The 15607-nt window shown below is 68.9% G+C and carries 18 protein-coding genes and 2 pseudogenes; 12 read left to right on the forward strand and 8 right to left on the reverse strand.

Annotated elements, in window-relative coordinates; genetic code table 11:
- Positions 1 to 17: 17 nt before the first annotated feature.
- From ACSHWB_RS41830 to ACSHWB_RS41840, 3 genes are read right to left on the reverse strand one after another with little or no spacing between them, the layout of a single operon-like run.
- Positions 18 to 422, reverse strand: coding sequence for a MerR family transcriptional regulator (locus ACSHWB_RS41830; RefSeq protein WP_439658862.1), 405 nt, complete (start codon positions 420 to 422; stop codon positions 18 to 20).
- Positions 419 to 721, reverse strand: a complete 303-nt coding sequence (locus ACSHWB_RS41835) for a hypothetical protein (RefSeq protein WP_439658863.1) — start codon at positions 719 to 721, stop codon at positions 419 to 421. Before ACSHWB_RS41835 ends, ACSHWB_RS41830 begins: the two co-directional genes overlap by 4 nt.
- A 39-nt stretch (positions 722 to 760) precedes the next feature.
- Positions 761 to 949, reverse strand: coding sequence for an alpha/beta fold hydrolase (locus ACSHWB_RS41840; protein ID WP_439658864.1), 189 nt, complete (start codon positions 947 to 949; stop codon positions 761 to 763).
- 15 nt (positions 950 to 964) lie between these two features.
- Between ACSHWB_RS41840 and ACSHWB_RS41845 the strand changes: the two genes are divergently transcribed.
- Positions 965 to 1405: a response regulator transcription factor gene (locus tag ACSHWB_RS41845; protein ID WP_439658865.1), complete on the forward strand. Its 441-nt coding sequence runs from the start codon at positions 965 to 967 to the stop codon at positions 1403 to 1405.
- Positions 1406 to 1432: 27 nt separating this feature from the next.
- Here ACSHWB_RS41845 and ACSHWB_RS41850 read toward each other — a convergent pair whose 3' ends face one another.
- Entirely contained in the window at positions 1433 to 1804 is a 372-nt protein-coding gene (locus tag ACSHWB_RS41850; RefSeq protein WP_439658866.1) for a nitroreductase family deazaflavin-dependent oxidoreductase, read from the reverse strand.
- A gap of 64 nt (positions 1805 to 1868) precedes the next feature.
- Between ACSHWB_RS41850 and ACSHWB_RS41855 the strand changes: the two genes are divergently transcribed.
- From ACSHWB_RS41855 to ACSHWB_RS41880, 6 genes and pseudogenes are all read left to right on the forward strand, one after another.
- On the forward strand, positions 1869 to 2411 hold the full coding sequence (locus tag ACSHWB_RS41855; RefSeq protein WP_439658867.1) for an SMI1/KNR4 family protein: 543 nt from the start codon (positions 1869 to 1871) through the stop codon (positions 2409 to 2411).
- Positions 2412 to 2541: 130 nt separating this feature from the next.
- Positions 2542 to 4350 (forward strand): annotated as a pseudogene (locus tag ACSHWB_RS41860) (glycoside hydrolase family 3 protein); the annotation flags it as partial.
- A gap of 27 nt (positions 4351 to 4377) precedes the next feature.
- The gene (locus ACSHWB_RS41865; RefSeq protein WP_439664767.1) at positions 4378 to 4764 is read left to right on the forward strand and encodes a carbohydrate-binding protein; all 387 of its coding nucleotides are present in this window, start codon (positions 4378 to 4380) and stop codon (positions 4762 to 4764) included.
- A gap of 141 nt (positions 4765 to 4905) precedes the next feature.
- Positions 4906 to 5055, forward strand: a pseudogene (locus ACSHWB_RS41870) (helix-turn-helix domain-containing protein); the annotation flags it as partial.
- A gap of 18 nt (positions 5056 to 5073) precedes the next feature.
- Positions 5074 to 5391 carry a transposase gene (locus ACSHWB_RS41875; protein ID WP_439664721.1) on the forward strand — a complete coding sequence of 106 codons (318 nt, stop codon included), beginning with the start codon at positions 5074 to 5076 and terminating at the stop codon, positions 5389 to 5391.
- Positions 5388 to 6242: an IS3 family transposase gene (locus ACSHWB_RS41880; RefSeq protein ID WP_439657403.1), complete on the forward strand. Its 855-nt coding sequence runs from the start codon at positions 5388 to 5390 to the stop codon at positions 6240 to 6242. Before ACSHWB_RS41875 ends, ACSHWB_RS41880 begins: the two co-directional genes overlap by 4 nt.
- 228 nt (positions 6243 to 6470) lie before the next feature.
- On the opposite strand, the gene ACSHWB_RS41885 is transcribed toward ACSHWB_RS41880, so the two are convergent.
- From ACSHWB_RS41885 to ACSHWB_RS41900, 4 genes are all read right to left on the reverse strand, one after another.
- Positions 6471 to 7547 carry a glycosyltransferase 87 family protein gene (locus ACSHWB_RS41885; protein WP_439658868.1) on the reverse strand — a complete coding sequence of 359 codons (1077 nt, stop codon included), beginning with the start codon at positions 7545 to 7547 and terminating at the stop codon, positions 6471 to 6473.
- 108 nt (positions 7548 to 7655) lie between these two features.
- Complete coding sequence (locus ACSHWB_RS41890; RefSeq protein WP_439658869.1) at positions 7656 to 8282, reverse strand: response regulator; 627 nt, start codon at positions 8280 to 8282, stop codon at positions 7656 to 7658.
- Positions 8279 to 9295, reverse strand: a complete 1017-nt coding sequence (locus tag ACSHWB_RS41895) for a sensor histidine kinase (protein WP_439658870.1) — start codon at positions 9293 to 9295, stop codon at positions 8279 to 8281. Before ACSHWB_RS41895 ends, ACSHWB_RS41890 begins: the two co-directional genes overlap by 4 nt.
- A 68-nt stretch (positions 9296 to 9363) precedes the next feature.
- Entirely contained in the window at positions 9364 to 10590 is a 1227-nt protein-coding gene (locus ACSHWB_RS41900) for an aspartate aminotransferase family protein (protein ID WP_439658871.1), read from the reverse strand.
- Positions 10591 to 10667: 77 nt separating this feature from the next.
- Here ACSHWB_RS41900 and ACSHWB_RS41905 point away from each other — a divergent pair, with 77 nt between their 5' ends.
- The 5 genes from ACSHWB_RS41905 to ACSHWB_RS41925 all read left to right on the forward strand — a co-directional run bounded on the left by ACSHWB_RS41905 (position 10668) and on the right by ACSHWB_RS41925 (position 15607).
- A complete protein-coding gene (locus tag ACSHWB_RS41905; RefSeq protein ID WP_439658872.1) occupies positions 10668 to 11537 on the forward strand; it encodes a LysR family transcriptional regulator in 870 nt (289 codons plus the stop codon).
- Positions 11538 to 11539: 2 nt separating this feature from the next.
- Positions 11540 to 12523, forward strand: a complete 984-nt coding sequence (locus tag ACSHWB_RS41910) for a LacI family DNA-binding transcriptional regulator (RefSeq protein WP_439658873.1) — start codon at positions 11540 to 11542, stop codon at positions 12521 to 12523.
- A gap of 89 nt (positions 12524 to 12612) precedes the next feature.
- Positions 12613 to 13896: an ABC transporter substrate-binding protein gene (locus ACSHWB_RS41915; RefSeq protein WP_439658874.1), complete on the forward strand. Its 1284-nt coding sequence runs from the start codon at positions 12613 to 12615 to the stop codon at positions 13894 to 13896.
- Complete coding sequence (locus ACSHWB_RS41920) at positions 13893 to 14783, forward strand: carbohydrate ABC transporter permease (protein ID WP_439658875.1); 891 nt, start codon at positions 13893 to 13895, stop codon at positions 14781 to 14783. The genes ACSHWB_RS41915 and ACSHWB_RS41920 overlap by 4 nt, the downstream gene beginning before the upstream one ends.
- Positions 14780 to 15607, forward strand: coding sequence for a carbohydrate ABC transporter permease (locus tag ACSHWB_RS41925; protein WP_439658876.1), 828 nt, complete (start codon positions 14780 to 14782; stop codon positions 15605 to 15607). The genes ACSHWB_RS41920 and ACSHWB_RS41925 overlap by 4 nt, the downstream gene beginning before the upstream one ends.

Here is a 15607-nt window from a genome sequence, read left to right on the forward strand (position 1 = left end):
CCCTCCCGATCAGATGATCAGGACGGTATCCCGCCGGCGAACGGCAGCGGGCAGGACGGCGTGTGCGAGCAGGCGACCAGGTCGTCGCACCCGGCGGAGATCGCCGCCCGCAGCGTGTCGCGGACGACCACCAGGTCCTCGATCCTCGCCTCGACCTCACCGAGCTTCACCTCGGCGCGTTCCCGCAGGCCAGGGCGACGGGAGCCGGCGGAGAGCAGGTCGGCCACCTCCTCCAGGGTGAACCCGAGCCGCTGCGCGGCCTTGATCACCCGGAGCACCGTCACGGTCTCGCGCGGGTACAGCCGATGGCCGCCCGGCGAACGCTCCGGCCGTGCGAGCAGGCCGACGCGCTCGTAGTAGCGCAGAGTCTCCCGGTTCACCCCGGCCGCCTCGGCCACCTCACCCGTGCGCAGCGCGTTCACCTCGCCGCCAGCGCGTCGAGCACCTCGGCCTGCGACTCCGGCACCGTGATCGCCAGGCTCAGGGCACCGCGGGTCGCCGTGAGCTCGAACGTGAAGAACGAGCAGCAGCCCGTCTCCCGCACCGCCAGATCCGCCGCGCGGGCAGCGACCTCCGGCCGTGGCTCCAGCTCCAGCACCAGTCGCGTCCTCTCTGGACGGTGGCGCACGCCAGAGGCGAACAGCTCGTCGAACTCGGCCACGCGGAACGGTCTCTCCGCCGTCGGCAACGTGCACGCCTCGGGCGCCCAGGTCTCGCTCATGACTCGACGGTAAACCCGTACCAGGGCACCGGTTGCAAGTCAGGACCGAAAGAAATCCCTCAACGCCGCCGCAACCTCGTCCGGCCGTTCCTCCGGCAGGTAGTGGTCACACGACAACGCCTCACCACGCACATCCCACGCATACTCCCGCCACACGTCCAAGACGTCGTAGTGACGGCCGACGAAGCTGTGCTCACCCCACAACGCGAGCAGCGGCGCCTCGATCACCCCACTCGCGCTGTCGTGTTCCAGGTCGACCCCCGCTGCGGCGCGGTAGTCCGAACAGAACGCGGCGATCGCGGCCAGTCGGAGAAGCAGCGCACGTACTCCTCGACGGCGGCCGGGTCGAAGGACGCGCCGCCGTGTGGCGGGCGCCACCTGGGCCCGCGGCGCGTCACCGAGGCCGGCGCCTGCCGGGCCCAACTGCGGTTGATGGGCGTGCGGGTCACCCAACGGCGGTCCGGGGTCGACGAGGTGCCGGACGAACTGCGGCTCGCGGGCGTCACCGTGCGGGAGTACGAGGTGCTGCGGCTGCTCGGCGCCCGGCTCGCGAACAACGAGATCGCGGCTCAGCTGTACCTGTCGCGGCGGACGGTGGAGAAGCACGTGTCGAGCCTGCTGACCAAGACGGGGCTGACCAACAGGCTCGCCCTGGGCAAGCTCGCCACCACCCACGAGGACTGAGGCGCAGCACGTCCACCCCGCACGTCACTACCGCACCACGTCCATCCGCAGGAACTCCTTGATGCGGAGCGGCTTCGGCGGCCGCTTCACGTCCTCGGCCAGTGCCGCGAACGCCTCCGCCTCACCGACCACGCGCGGTGCCGTCACGTCGACGTCCTCGCCGGCGATCGTGAGCCGGGCCTGCCCGGCGGCCATGACGTTGCGGACCCAGTCCGAGCCGGACCCGTAGACCAGGAAGACCAGATAGCCGCCGTCGACCGGGTGCGCCTCCATCGGTGTCCGGTAGGGCAAGCCGGAACTGCGGCCCACGTGCGTGAGCACCGCCCACTTGCCGCTCTTGATCGCGTGAGGGTTGAACACGCGTTTGTTGATGTGGCCCCACCATCTGGGCATTGGCATGTCGGACTCCTCTCCTGCGCCCAAGACGCCGCCCGAGGCCGATCTGTTGAAGTACCGTGCGCGCGTGGAGATCACTGACGACCGGGACTTCCCCGCCGCGCTGGCCGCACTGAGCGGCATCGACTTCCCCTGGGAGTACGACGAGAAGGCCGACGAGCCCTTGCCGGGCAACATGGACTACGAGCCGTACCAGGAGTTCGACTCCGCCGAGGAGACGACCGACTGGATCCGGTCGTGGACCGGCAACAAGGAGCTGGACGGCGACGCGTTCCGGCCGTTCGGGCAGGACGGCACCGGTGGGCTCGCCGTGCTGTGGCTGGTGCGGGAGGGGCCGTTGACCGCGCAGCCCGTCATGTTCTTCGGCTCGGAGGGTGAGGTCGGGCCCGTCGCGACGAGTCTGGGCGAGTTCCTGTGGTTGCTCGCGGGTGGTGTGGGGCCGCAGGAGGCCGTCGAGTTCGGGTCGGACAGCGGTGTGCCGCACGAGGCGCTGCGTGCCGTCGCGGAGAAGTACTCCGGGATCGAGCCGCGCACGCCCGCCGAGGTGCTGGCCGCCGCACGGGCGGAGTTTCTCGGCTTCGCGGAGACCGTGCAGTCCTGGTGTCGCTAGCGCCGTGAGGGGAACCGGTCCTCGTTCCGGTTCCCCGATGGTCTATACCACTTTGTGAACACAGGTTACGCTCGGCCAACCCTGTTGTGCCGCAAGGTAAACAGGACCTCTCCCCCTGGAGGTCTGCCCTGTGAGAAAGTTCCTCGCGGCCGCACTTCTGCTCAGTGCCGCCGTTTTGCCCACCGGAACGGCCGCCGCGGCCGACCCGGTCTACAAGGACCCGACGCAGCCGATTCCGGCGAGGGTCGCCGATCTGCTGGGCCGCATGTCGCTCGACGAGAAGGTCGGGCAGATGACGCAGGCCGAGCGCAACGCGGTCAGCAATGCCGACCTGACGAACTTCCGGATCGGGTCGCTGCTGTCCGGTGGCGGTTCCGCGCCCTCACCGAACAACGCCACGTCGTGGGCGAACATGTACGACAACTTCCAGCGCGCGGCGATCGCCACGCCGCTGGGCATTCCCATGATCTACGGCGTGGACGCCGTGCACGGCCACAACAATGTCGTCGGTGCCACGATCTTCCCGCACAACATCGGCCTGGGTGCGACGCGTGACCCTGCGCTGGTGCAGCGGATCGGCCGCGCCACCGCCGAGGAGGTGTCGGGCACCGGCATCGACTGGGACTTCGCGCCGTGCCTGTGCGTCGCGCGCAACGACCGCTGGGGCCGCACCTACGAGTCGTTCGGCGAGACGCCCCAGGACGCCACGTCGATGACGACGATGATCACCGGCCTTCAGGGTTCGAAGCTGTCGGACCCCGGTTCGGTGCTCGCCACGGCCAAGCACTACATCGGCGACGGCGGCACGACCAACGGCACCGACCAGGGCAACACGCAGGTCAGCGAGGCCGAACTGCGCGCGACGCACCTGCCGCCGTTCCGCGACGCCATCGCCAAGGGCGTCGGCTCGGTGATGATCACCTACAGCAGCTGGAACGGCGTGAAGCTGCACGGGCACAAGTACCTGATCACCGACGTGCTGAAGAACGAGCTCGGCTTCAGCGGCCTCGTCGTGTCGGACTGGAACGCCATCGACCAGATCGACGGCCAGGCGGGCTTCACCGCCGCCGAGGTGCGCGACTCGATCAACGCCGGCCTCGACATGATCATGGTGCCGACGGCGTGGCGTCAGTTCATCACGTTCCTCAAGCAGGAGGTGCAGGTCGGCCGCGTGCCGATGTCGCGCATCGACGACGCCAACCGCCGTATCCTCACCAAGAAGTTCGAGCTCGGCCTGTTCGAGAAGCCGCTGACCGACCGCGGCTACACGCCGACCGTGGGCAACGCGGAGCACCGCGCGCTGGCCCGCGAGGCCGTGCGCAAGTCGCAGGTGCTGTTGAAGAACCAGAACGGCGTGCTGCCGCTGCCCAAGACCGCCGGCAAGATCTTCGTGGCGGGCAAGAGCGCGGACGACATCGGCTACCAGAGCGGCGGCTGGACGATCTCCTGGCAGGGCGGCAGCGGTCCGGTGACGCCGGGAACCACTGTGCTGCAAGGTATCCGCTCGGCCGTGTCGTCGTCCACCACGGTGACGTACAACCGCAACGGCACCGGCATCGACGGCACGTACAGCGCCGCGATCGCCGTCGTCGGCGAGACCCCGTACACCGAGGGCGCGGGTGACCGGCCCGGCAGTCTCGGTCTCGACGCCGAGGACATCGCGACCCTGAACACCCTGCGCGCCACCGGTGTCCCGGTCGTGGTGGTGCTCGTGTCCGGCCGCCCGCTGGACATCGCGGCGCAACTGCCGCAGTGGCACGCCCTGGTCGCCGCCTGGCTGCCGGGCACCGAGGGCAACGGCGTCGCGGACGTCCTGTTCGGCGACTACAAGCCGACCGGCACGCTGCCGTTCACGTGGATGCAGAGCGCCTCGCAGCAGCCGATCAACGTCGGCGACGGCAAGGCACCGCTGTTCCCGTACGGCTTCGGCACCCAGTTCCCCGCGACGCAGAACGCCTACGCGCTGATCGGTGCCTCGTACTTCGACGAGCAGCGCGGCACGCAGGTCGAGCGGTGCACCGACTCGGGCTGCGGGCAGAACGTCGGCTACCTGACGCCGGGCGACTACGTGGCCTACGCGGACGTCGACTTCGGTGCCACGCCGCCGGCCTCGGTGACCACGCGTCTCGCGTCCGGCTCGACGGCGAACGGCACCCTGCAGTTCCGCCTCGACAGCCCGACCGGCCCGCTGGTCGCGACCGTCTCGGCGGCGAGCACGGGCGGCTGGCAGACGTGGACCAGCCGCACCGCCACCGCGTCCGGCGCGACGGGTGTGCACCGGCTCTACCTGGTGGCCACCGGCGGTACGGGTGGTGACCTGGCGAACGTGAACTGGTTCCAGTTCGCGCGCTAAGGGTCTGCAGATAGTCAACACGCTGCTTTGATCTTGACGTTCGCGCTCCCGCGGCCAAGTTATGAGGGGAGCCTTCATAAACTGAACTGCGCCCCGGAAGTTGGACTGGGAATCCAGTTCCGACTCTCGGGGAGTGGTGTGGTGCATCCACCAAGTTCGTTGTCGTGGGAGCGGCGGGAGGCCGCTGTGGCGTTGTTCGAGGCCGGATACGGCAGAGCCGTGGTGGTGACCCGGCTGGGTGTGTCTGCGACGGCGGTGCGACGCTTGCATGATCGTTGGAGGCTGCGAGGCCCAGGAGCGTTGGTGGCGATGACGGGCAAGCGGTCGTTCACGTTCGAGTTCAAGCTCGAGATCGTGCGCCGGTTCGTCGCGGAGGAGGCGACCGCGATCGAGCTGGCGCGGGAGTACGGGCTGTCCTCGCCCAGACTGGTCGTGAACTGGGCACGGGCGTATCGGCGTGAAGGCGAGGAAGCGTTGCGGCCCAAGCCGAAAGGCCGGCCTGCGAAGGCCGCGGACACTGCTGGGCCAAGCGAGCTGGAACAGCTGCGGGCCGAGAACCTGCGGCTGTCGGCGGAGAATGCCTACCTAAAAAAATTGCGGGCCTTGAGGGAGCAGGGACGAGGGTGAAAACCCAGGTCATCGCCGCTCTCAAGGCCGACTACCCGCTGCCGGTGCTGCTGGAGGTCGCGGGTCTTGCCCGGTCGACGTACTTCTACCACCGGGCCCGGCTCACCCGGCCCGATCCGCAGGCCGGACTCAAGGCCGTGATCACCGAGGTGTTCAACGCGGCTCGTGGCCGCTACGGGCATCGGCGGATCCACACGTTGCTGGTCCGCCAGGGCTGGCGGGTGGCCAAGAAGACCGTGCGCACGCTGATGAACGCCCTCGGCCTGGTCTGCAAGGTCCGGCGGGCGCGGCGGTACCGGTCCTGGCTCGGGCAGCCTGGCACGACTGCCGAGAACGTGCTCAACCGCGAGTTCACCGCGGCGGCACCGGACACCAAGTGGGTCACCGACGTGACCGAGTTCCGCATCGCGGGTCGCACGCTCTACCTGTCACCGGTGATCGACCTGTTCGACCGGTCCGTGGTGGCCTACGCCTGCGGTCTGTCCCCGTCGCTGGAGCTGACGAACTCCTCGCTGCGCGAGGCGATCGCCACCTTGCCCGCGGGGGCCGCGCCGCTGGTGCACTCCGACCAGGGCTTTCAGTACCAGCACGCCTCCTGGCGCACCATGCTGGACGACGCGGGCCTGACCCAGTCGATGTCGCGGCGGGCCACCTGCCTGGACAACGCCATCGCCGAGAACTTCTTCGGCCACCTGAAGGAAGAACTGTTTCACCACAACAGGTTCGACAACGTCGAGGACTTCACCACGGAACTGCACGACTACATCGACTGGTACAACACCAGCCGCATCTCCACCACGCTCAAGGGCCTGAGCCCGGCCGAATACCGAGCCCAGGCCCTCGCGGCCTAACCTTTACTTAGCCAGTCCAACTTTCGGGGCGCAGTTCAGTTTGTGAAGGCTCCCCTCATAAAGATCATCAGCGGTGCGGAGCCTCAGCCCAGTCCTGGGCACCTGTTCGTCGGACGGCGAACAGGTTGGGTGTGGTTGACGGCGATTCGATCAAGAGTTGGTGGTACTTGCAGACGCCTCGGCACCAACAAGGACACGAGGTTTCGGACAAGACTTCTGGCTAGGTACCTAGACCCTGGGTGGAACGGGGATCCTGGCGGGGTCCCCGTTCCACCGCCTCTCCCGCACCACGGTCAGGGCGCACCAGCCGAGGAACGCGAGCCCCAGCCAGACATAGGTGTTGCCGACGACGTGCTGCCACCACGTCCACGCCAGCTCCTTGTCCCCCGCCGTGGGCAACAACCAGTGCGGGCCCACCGCGAACACCGCCATGACCGCGATCCGCACGCGCCCGTGCAGCAACACCAGCGCCGGCGCGATCCACACCCAGTGGTGCGACCACGACACCGGCGAGATCAGCAACCCGGCCGCGGCCGTCGCCACGAGCGCTGTCAGGTCGTCGCGCAGCCGGGGCAGCACCACGACCGTCAACGCCAGCACCGCCACCACCGCGGGGAACCACAAGAACTCCGGTGCTCCCAACCGGAACAGCAGGCCGCGCAACGACTGGTTCGCGCTGTAGGCGAGGCCGCCGACGCGTCCGGGGTCGAGCATCGCGTGCAGCCAGAACTCCTGAGCCTGACCAGGTGCGAGCACACCGCACGTCACGAACGTCGCCACGGCGGTCAGCGCGGGCCGCCACCGCCCGCGGCACAGGAAGAACAGCACGAAGATCGCCGGGGTCAGCTTGATCGCGGCGGCCAGCCCGACGAGCAGCCCGCGCGGCCAGAACGTGCGCGGCAGCAGGCAGTCCGCGGCGACCAGGCCGAACAGGACCAGGTTGATCTGACCCAGGTCGAGGCTGACGCGCAGCGGTTCGAGCAGCAGGAACACCGCGATCAGCCCGAACCCCGCCCACGTGCGCGCCGCCGCCGTGAAGAGACCGATGCCCAGCGCCGTGAACACCAGGGCCGCCGCGGCCAGGGGAAGTGGTGTGAGGACGCTGAACACCATCGCCGCGAAGGGCGGGTAGGTGAACGGCAAACCGTTCGGTGCGTGGAAGTCCGCGGTGTACAGGTCCGTGCCGGCGAGCCACGCCTCACCACCCGCCAGGTACACCCGCAGATCCAGCACACCGGTGCCGAAGCTCCGCACGAGAACCCAGACGAGCAGGCCGATAACTGTTGCGCCCCATAGCTTTCTCACGAGAAGAAACACTGCTGGGCGACAGGGGGCCGCAGAATCGGCCGGAGGGCACCGAGATCATGGCCGTCAGGTCAGTTCGCCACGCCGCGACTGGCCGAACGGCCGTGGTCAGTCGGCCACCACGTGCGCCCGGAACGCCCACGCCACGATCTCGACGCGGTTGCGCGCCCCCACCTTCGACTGCACGGACGCCAGATAGGCCTTGACCGACGACACGGAGACCTTCAGCGAGGCCGCGATCTCGTTGTTGCTCAACCCCTTCGCCACGTGCCGCACGACCTCCAGCTCACGAGCGCTCAGCACCTGGGCGTCGGCGGACGCGACCGGTGGCGTCGACCGCCGCAGCACTCGCAGCACCACCTGGGGCGACACGAGGACGTCGCCACGGGCCGCCGACCTGACCGCCTCGGCCAGCAGCCCCGGGCTCGCGTCCTTGGTGAGGAACCCGCACGCACCGAGGTCCAGCGCCTTGTTCAGCACCTCGTCGCTGTCGAACGTCGTCACCACCACGACACGGGTGTGCGGCGCGAGCTGCCGGGTGACCTCCAGCCCGTCGAGCCCCGGCATCCGCACGTCGACCAGGCACACCTGCGGTTCCAGGGAACGAGCCTGCTGGACCGCGCTGATGCCGTCCGCCACGTCGGCGACCACGCTGATGTCGGGCTGTGCCTCCAGGATCAGCCGGAACCCGGCGCGCACCATGTCCTGGTCCTCGGCGATGAGCACGGAGATCACGCGCGCACCTCCCGCGGCAGCTCCGCGGTGACCAGCCAGCCGTCCCCCGTGGCTCCCGCGAAGAACCGCCCGCCCAGCTCGTGCACGCGTTCCCGCATTCCCACCAGTCCGAACCCGCCGGAGTGCGTCGGCCTCGCTCTGCCGTTGTCCACAACGGACACGAGCACCGCGCTCGAGGACAACCGCACGTCCACTTCCACACTCGTCGCGTCGAAGGCGTGCTTGCGCGCGTTGGTCAGCGCTTCCTGGACGATCCGCAGCACCGACCGCCCCAGTTCCGGCCGCACGTCCTCGGTCAGCTCGACGTTCGCGCACACCGGCAACCCCGAGCGCTCGGCCAGCCGGTGCAGGTCGGCCACGAGGTCGGTGGTCGCGGTCGCGGCTGCGTTGTCCCGCAACGTCCTCACCATCGCACTCATCGCCCCCAACGCGTCCGTGCCGCCCTCCACGATGCCCGGCAGCATCTCGCACGCCTTGTCCTTGTCCTGCGCGGCCACCACGAGCGCGGCCTGCGCCTGCACCAGCATGCCCGTGACGTGGTGCGCCACCACGTCGTGCAGCTCCCGTGCCATGTCGAGGCGTTCGTCGCGCCGGGCCCGTTCCTCCGCGGCCGCCGCCAACGCCGCCCGTGACCGTTCCCGCATCCGCAGCAACAGACCACCGGTGGCCATGATTCCGCTCAGAAGCAGCATCAGCTGGACGGAGTCCGCGCGGGACAGCATCGTATGGGGACGGTAGAACGCGGCGTGTTCGAGCACGATCACGAGCATCAGGATCGACGGAATGGCCAGAAGCACACGGGAACGCCATGCGTGTGTGAACACGAGGGCCAGCACGGCCGCCGGCTCGGCGATCAGGTACAGCGGGTGGTCGAACCAGGTCTCGCCGACACCAGGGCCGCTGATCAGGTTCAGTGCCCGCTCGAACCCGATGGTCTGCCCGGTGGCCACGAAGACGAGGACGCACAGAGCAGCGGTGACGATGATCAGCGGTCTCGTCCGTTGTTCCCCCACTCGACCGATCGTAGGACCAGCGGCGGCCATCTGCCTCGACCGTCGGACCGAGGCGGATGGCCAAGTGGTCAGGCTGCGCCGATGGCCTCGTCCAGGATGCCGAGCCCCAGGGCCAGCTCCTCCTCGGACGCCGTCAACGGCGGCGCGATCCGGAACACCCCGCCCATCCCCGGGATCTGCACGATGTTCATGTGCAGCCCCAGTTCCAGGCACTTCTGCGTGATCGGGGCGCTCAAGGACTCGTCCGCGATCTCCAGCCCCACCAGCAGCCCGCGCCCCCGGACGTCGGACACCAGGTCGTGGCGCGACGCGATGTCCTCCAGGCCGTTGCGCAGGAACGCACCGAGCTTCGCGGCCCGTTCGTCCAGCCGTTCCTCGGCCAGCACGTCCAGGACGGTGTTGCCGACGGCGGCGACCAGCGGGTCCGACACGTGCGTGGTGAAGAAGAGATACCCGCGGGCGTGCGCCTCCGCCTCGATCTCGGCCGAGGTGATCACGGCAGCCAGCGGCAGCCCGGCGCCCAGGGTCTTCGACAGCGTCAGGATGTCCGGCACCACTCCGTCGCGTTCGAACGCGTACCAGTTGCCCGTCCGGCACAGCCCGGTCTGCGCCTCGTCCATGATCAGCAGCATCCCGCGCTCACGGCACTTCGCGGACAGCGCGGCGAAGTAGCCGGGCGGCGGTTCGAGGATCCCGCCGGAGCTCAGGATCGGCTCGACGATGCAGGCCGCGAGCGAGCCCACCGACTGCGCGTCGATCAGGTCGAACGCCAGGTCGAGCTGGGCCTGCCAGTCACCGGACGGCGCCGGGATCGCGAAGTTGCCGGGCGTCGCGGGACCGTAGCCCTTGCGGCCCGCGCTGTAGGTCGCGGCGGCCGCGGCGGCGGTCATGCCGTGCCACGAGCGCGCGAACGCCACCACCTCGTGCTTGCCGGTCACGAGCTTGGCCATGCGCAGCGCGGCCTCGTTCGACTCGGCGCCGGTGGTCAGCAGCTGCACCTTCGACAACGACTCGGGCAAGGTGCCGGCCAGCCTGCGGGCCAGGTCCACGACCGGGCGGCTGAGCATGCCGCTGAACAGGTGGTCGAGGTTCGCGATCTGCCGCTGCACGGTCTCGACGATGCGCGGGTGCGAGTGACCGAGGATCGCGCTCATCTGCCCGGACGTGAAGTCCAGGATCCGGCGGCCGTCCTCGGTGAAGAGGAAGCTTCCCGACGCGCTGTCGATGATCTCGCGCGTGAACGTGCCGCCGTAGCGGACGAGGTGGCGGTCGACGTCGTCCCAGAAGGTCTCCATGGCGAAAACGCTAGGACGCACCGAGCATCAGGTCCATCTCACAATCCCACGCTCGCTGTTCGGAAATACTGCACAACATGACGCTCAACCCGTGGCGCCTGCGCCTGCTCAGCCAGCTCGACGCGCTGGGCACCGTGCGGGCCGTGGCGCAGGCCGCGAACCTGAGTCCGTCGAGCGTGTCGCAGCAGCTCGCGGTGCTCGAGACCGAGACCCGCACCCAGCTGATCGAACGGACGGGGCGGCGCGTCCGGCTCACGTCGGCCGGGCTCATCCTGGCGCGACGGGCGCGGTCGATCCTCGACCAGATGGACGCCGTCGAGGCCGAGCTGCGCGAGCTCAGCCAGGAACCCTCCGGCCTCATCCGGCTGGGCGCGTTCCAGAGCTCGGTCCACACCCTCGCCGTGCCCGCGATCGCGCGGCTGGGCCACCCGCACCTCGACGTCGAGATCGTCGAGCTGGAACCGCACGCCAGCATGCCCGCGCTGCTCGCCGGGGAGGTCGACGTGATCATCACGACCACCGACTTCGTGGAGCTGCCCGTACCGCAGGACATCGACGTCGTGCCGCTCGGCGAGGACCCGATCGTGCTGGTCACGCCACCGAACCACCCCGCAGCGGACGTCGCCGCGTGCAAGGACGAGCCGTGGGCGTTCGACATCCCCGGCTCCTACATGGCGAAGCTCGCGACGCGGCTGTGCCGGCAGTCCGGCTTCGAACCGCGCGTGGTCGGGCGGTTCAGCAACTACATGCTCACGCTCAAGCACGTCGAGGCAGGTCTGGCGGTCGCGGTGCTGCCCGCGCTGGCCGTCGACCGGCGGTTCGACGTGGTCACGAGGGAGCTGCCGGTGACGAGGAAGATCACCGCCGCGGTCCGCAGGGACTCGCGCGCCGCGATCACCGTGGTGCTCGACGCCCTGCATACTCGGTCGCAGTCGGACGAGAGGTGATCATGAGCAAGCGCGTCACGATCAACGACGTCGCGCGGGTCGCCGGTGTCTCGCGGCAGACGGTGTCGCGGGCGCTCAACGACAAGGGCGAGATCGACGCCGGCACCAAGCAGCGGGTCCTCGACGCCGCACGGGAGCTGGGCTACCGGCCGAGCCGGTTCGCCAGGGGCCTGGTGCGGCAGGACAGCACCACGATCGGCCTGGTCATCCCCGACCTGCTCAACCCGTTCTTCACCGAGGTCGCGGCCGGGGCGCTGGAGGCGGCGCGCTCCCACGGCTGGCACGTCGTCGTCTACGACACGGCCGACAGCATCACCGAGGAACGCGGCACGCTGGAGGTCATCACGTCCCAGGTGGACGCCGTGGCCGGCTACTTCAGCCTGGACGAGGCCGAGCTCGACCAGCACCTCGGCGGTATGCCCGCGGTGCTCATCGGCCGCGACCACCGCTCGCCGCGCTTCAGCTCGATCCGAATCGACGGCGAGAAGGGCGTGCACGAGGCCGTCGACCACCTCGTCGCCGCAGGTCACCGCAGGATCGGCATGCTCGACCACGCCGGTCGCGCCGAACCGAGCCTGCGCCGCGACTGGTTCGCCGCCGCGATGGACGACCACGGGCTCGCCGCTCCCGTCGTCGGCAACGCCGTGCAGTCGGTCGACGGCGGCGCGGTGGCGTTGCACGAGCTGCTCGCCGAGCATCCCGACCTCACCGCCGTGTTCACGTACAACGACGTCATCGCCATGGGCGCGCTCAAGGCCGCGCGCAAGCTCGGCAGGGCGGTGCCGCGCGACCTCGCCGTGGTCGGGTTCGACGGTCTGCAGCTCGGCGGCGTGGTCGACCCGGCGCTCACCAGCGTCGCGCTCGACACCCGCCGGATCGGCGCCCTCGCGATCGAGCAGGCGGGCAGGCTCGTCGCGAGCGATGTCCCGCTGCCGACGGAAGAACTGCTGGTCAGCGCCGTGCTGTTAGTGCGCGAATCTGCCTGACCCTTGACAGGGTCACCCGTTCGGCACATCATTCGCGGCAATCCGTGAACGTTCACGGGAGCGTTCACGGGCTCTCCGGAGGGTCCCCGATGACGTTGACTCGACGCAGGTTCCTCGCCGGCGCGGCGGCACTCGGTGCAACAGCACTGGGAGCGACCGCGTGCACCAGTCCGACCACGGCCAACCCGGGCAAGATCACGCTCTGGTACTCGACGAACGGCCTGTCGGAGAAGGTGCTCGGCGAGGCCGTGCAGCGCTTCCCCGCCCAGCACCTCACGCCGTCCAAGGTGAGCGGCGAACTGAACCGGCGGCTGCTCGCCGCCCTGTCCGGCGAGGCCTACCTGCCGGACATCACGATGCTCGGTGACGGCATCTCCACCTACTTCTCGGCCACCGACAGGTTCGCCGACCTCAACACCCTCGGCGCGCGGCAGGACGAGTCGCGCTACCTGCCGTGGAAGTGGCAGGCGGGCCGCAGCCCCGACGGGTTCCAGCTCGGTTTCCCGATCGACACCGGACCGGCCGCGCTCTACTACCGGCACGACCTGTTCGCCGAGGCCGGGCTGCCGAGCGAACCGGACGCGGTGGCCGCCGCACTGTCCACCTGGGACGATTACTTCGAGTTCGCCCAGCGGGTCAAGGAGAAGCTGCCCGGCCGATACCTGATCACCGACACGAAGATGGTGTTCACGTACTCGCTCGCGCAGGAGCGGCAGAAGTACCTCGACCGGCAGAACCGCTACCTCGACGACCAGTCTCAGGTGCGGCGGGCGTGGGACCGCGCGGTGAAGGCTTTCCAGCTCGGGCTCACGGCGGGCTACGCGGGATCGGCCGCCGGCGAGGGCGTCGACCGGCGCGCGGCCTGGACCAACGGCAAGGAGGTCGCGTTCGTCAACGCCTCCTGGATCACCGGCAACCTCAAGGAGTCCGCGCCGAGCACGTCCGGCCAGTGGCACGTGTGCCAGGCGCCCGGCGGTCCCGGCAACCAGGGCGGCTCGTTCCTCGCGATCACGAAGTACTGCCCCGATCCGCAGGGCGCCTACGAGGTCGTGAAATGGCTGATGTCGCCGGAAAACCAGGCCTCGACCTATCTGGAGCTCGGTCTCTTCCCGTCCAGCCCCGCCGTGTACTCCGACGCACGGTTGCAGGCGCCGGAGGAGTTCTTCGGCGGGCAGGCCACGATCGGGGTGTTCGGCGCGATCGCGGAGAAGGTCCAGCCGGTCTACTTCTCGCCGTGGGACATCACGATCTCCGACACCTACACCGATGAGCTGACCAACGTCGAGGCCGCGGGCAAGGACCCCGAGCAGGCCTGGCAGGACGCGCGGACGGCCGTCGAACGGCTGCTGCGCCGTCAGGGGGTGCTCGCGTGAACCGCAGGTGGAAGTACCTCCCGCAGTACCTGGCCATCGCGCCGTTCCTCGTGCTGTTCGCCATCTTCGGGATCTACCCGGTGGTGTACTCGCTGTGGCTGTCGTTGCAGCGGTGGAACGGCGTCAGCGAGATGAAGTTCGTGGGGCTGGAGAACTTCGCGTTCCTCCTCACCGACACGGCGTTCTGGGACGCCATCGGCAACACCCTGATCATCTGGGTGATGTCGACGATCCCGATGCTGGTCCTGTCGATGCTCGTCGCCCTGGGGCTCAACTCCTCGGTGCGCCACAAGGGTTTCCTGCGCGTGGCGTACTTCTTGCCCAACGTCACGTCGATCGTGGCGATGTCGCTGGTGTTCGGCTCGTTCTTCTCCAACGAGTTCGGTGTCCTGAACTGGTTCCTCGGCCTGATCGGCGTGGATCCGGTGCAGTGGCTGGGCGACCCGTGGGCGATCCGCGTCGCGATCTCGTTGATGATCATCTGGCGCTGGACGGGCTACAACGCGATCATCCTGCTGGCCGGGCTGCAGGCACTCCCCCAGGACGTCTACGAGGCCGTGAGGCTCGACGGCGCGAGCCCGGTGCAGACGTTCTTCCGCGTCACGCTTCCGTTGCTGCGCCCGGTGATCCTGTTCTCGGTCGTCATGTCGGCGATCGGCGGCCTGCAGATCTTCACCGAGTCGCAGATCCTGCTCGGCGACCGCGGCGGCCCCGAGGGCGCGGGCATGACGATGGTCCTCTACTTCTACAACACGGCGTTCGCGGACAACGACTTCGGCTACGGCGCCGCGATCGCGTGGGGCATCTTCGTGGTCGTGGTGCTGTTCTCGATCCTCAACTGGCGGCTGGTGCAGCGCCCGGCGCGCGTGAACGGAGGCAACAAGTGAACCGGACGAAACCCGGCACCCTCCTCACCTACGGCGCGTTGGTGGCCGGTGCGCTGATCACGCTGTTCCCCTACTACCAGCTCGCGGTGATGGCCTCGAACACCACCGCGGACATCTACTCGTCGCCGCCGAAGTTCTGGTTCGGCGGGCATCTCGTCGACAACATCGCCGAGGTGTTCGCGAAGGTCGACTTCTTCGGGTCGGTGCTCAACACCCTGGTCGTGGCGATCGCGACGACGGTGCTGGTGCTGTTCTTCGACTCGCTGGCGGCCTTCACGTTCGCCAAGTACGACTTCCCCGGCAGCAACGTCCTTTTTGGAGTCCTGCTGGCGACGTTCGTGGTGCCGACGCAGCTCGCGGCGATCCCGCAGTTCGACCTGATGGCGAGGTTCGGTCTCGTCGGCAGCCTGAACGCGCTGATCATCCCGGCGGCGGCCAACGCGTTCGGCATCTTCTGGATGCGCCAGTACGCGCGTGGCGCCATCGCGGACGAGTTGCTGGAGGCCGCACGGGTCGACGGCGCGGGCTTCTTCCGCACCTACCTGTCGGTCGGCCTGCCGGTGCTGCGGCCCGCGCTGGCGTTCCTCGGGATCTTCACCTTCGTCAACACCTGGAACGACTACCTGTGGCCGCTGGTCGTGCTGATCGACTCGAACCACGTGACGCTGCAGGTGGCGCTCTCGCAGCTCAACGGCCTGTACCTGCAGGACTACGCCGTCGTGATGGCGGGGACGCTGGTGGCGATCGTGCCGCTGGTGATCGTGTTCCTGTTCGGTGCCCGCCACTTCATCCGCAACATCGCCGCCGGCGCAGTGAAGGGCTGA

Origin of the sequence: Lentzea sp. HUAS TT2 (genome assembly GCF_051853195.1) — a bacterium.
Taxonomy (GTDB): Bacteria; Actinomycetota; Actinomycetes; order Mycobacteriales; family Pseudonocardiaceae; genus Lentzea.

Coding starts and splice junctions, on each gene's coding strand:
- ACSHWB_RS41835 (WP_439658863.1), bottom strand. CDS start 721: ATGAGCGAGACCTGGGCGCCCGAGGCGTGCACGTTGCCGACGGCGGAG.
- ACSHWB_RS41850 (WP_439658866.1), bottom strand. CDS start 1,804: ATGCCAATGCCCAGATGGTGGGGCCACATCAACAAACGCGTGTTCAAC.
- ACSHWB_RS41875 (WP_439664721.1), top strand. CDS start 5,074: ATGACGGGCAAGCGGTCGTTCACGTTCGAGTTCAAGCTCGAGATCGTG.
- ACSHWB_RS41900 (WP_439658871.1), bottom strand. CDS start 10,590: ATGGAGACCTTCTGGGACGACGTCGACCGCCACCTCGTCCGCTACGGC.
- ACSHWB_RS41905 (WP_439658872.1), top strand. CDS start 10,668: ATGACGCTCAACCCGTGGCGCCTGCGCCTGCTCAGCCAGCTCGACGCG.
- ACSHWB_RS41910 (WP_439658873.1), top strand. CDS start 11,540: ATGAGCAAGCGCGTCACGATCAACGACGTCGCGCGGGTCGCCGGTGTC.
- ACSHWB_RS41915 (WP_439658874.1), top strand. CDS start 12,613: ATGACGTTGACTCGACGCAGGTTCCTCGCCGGCGCGGCGGCACTCGGT.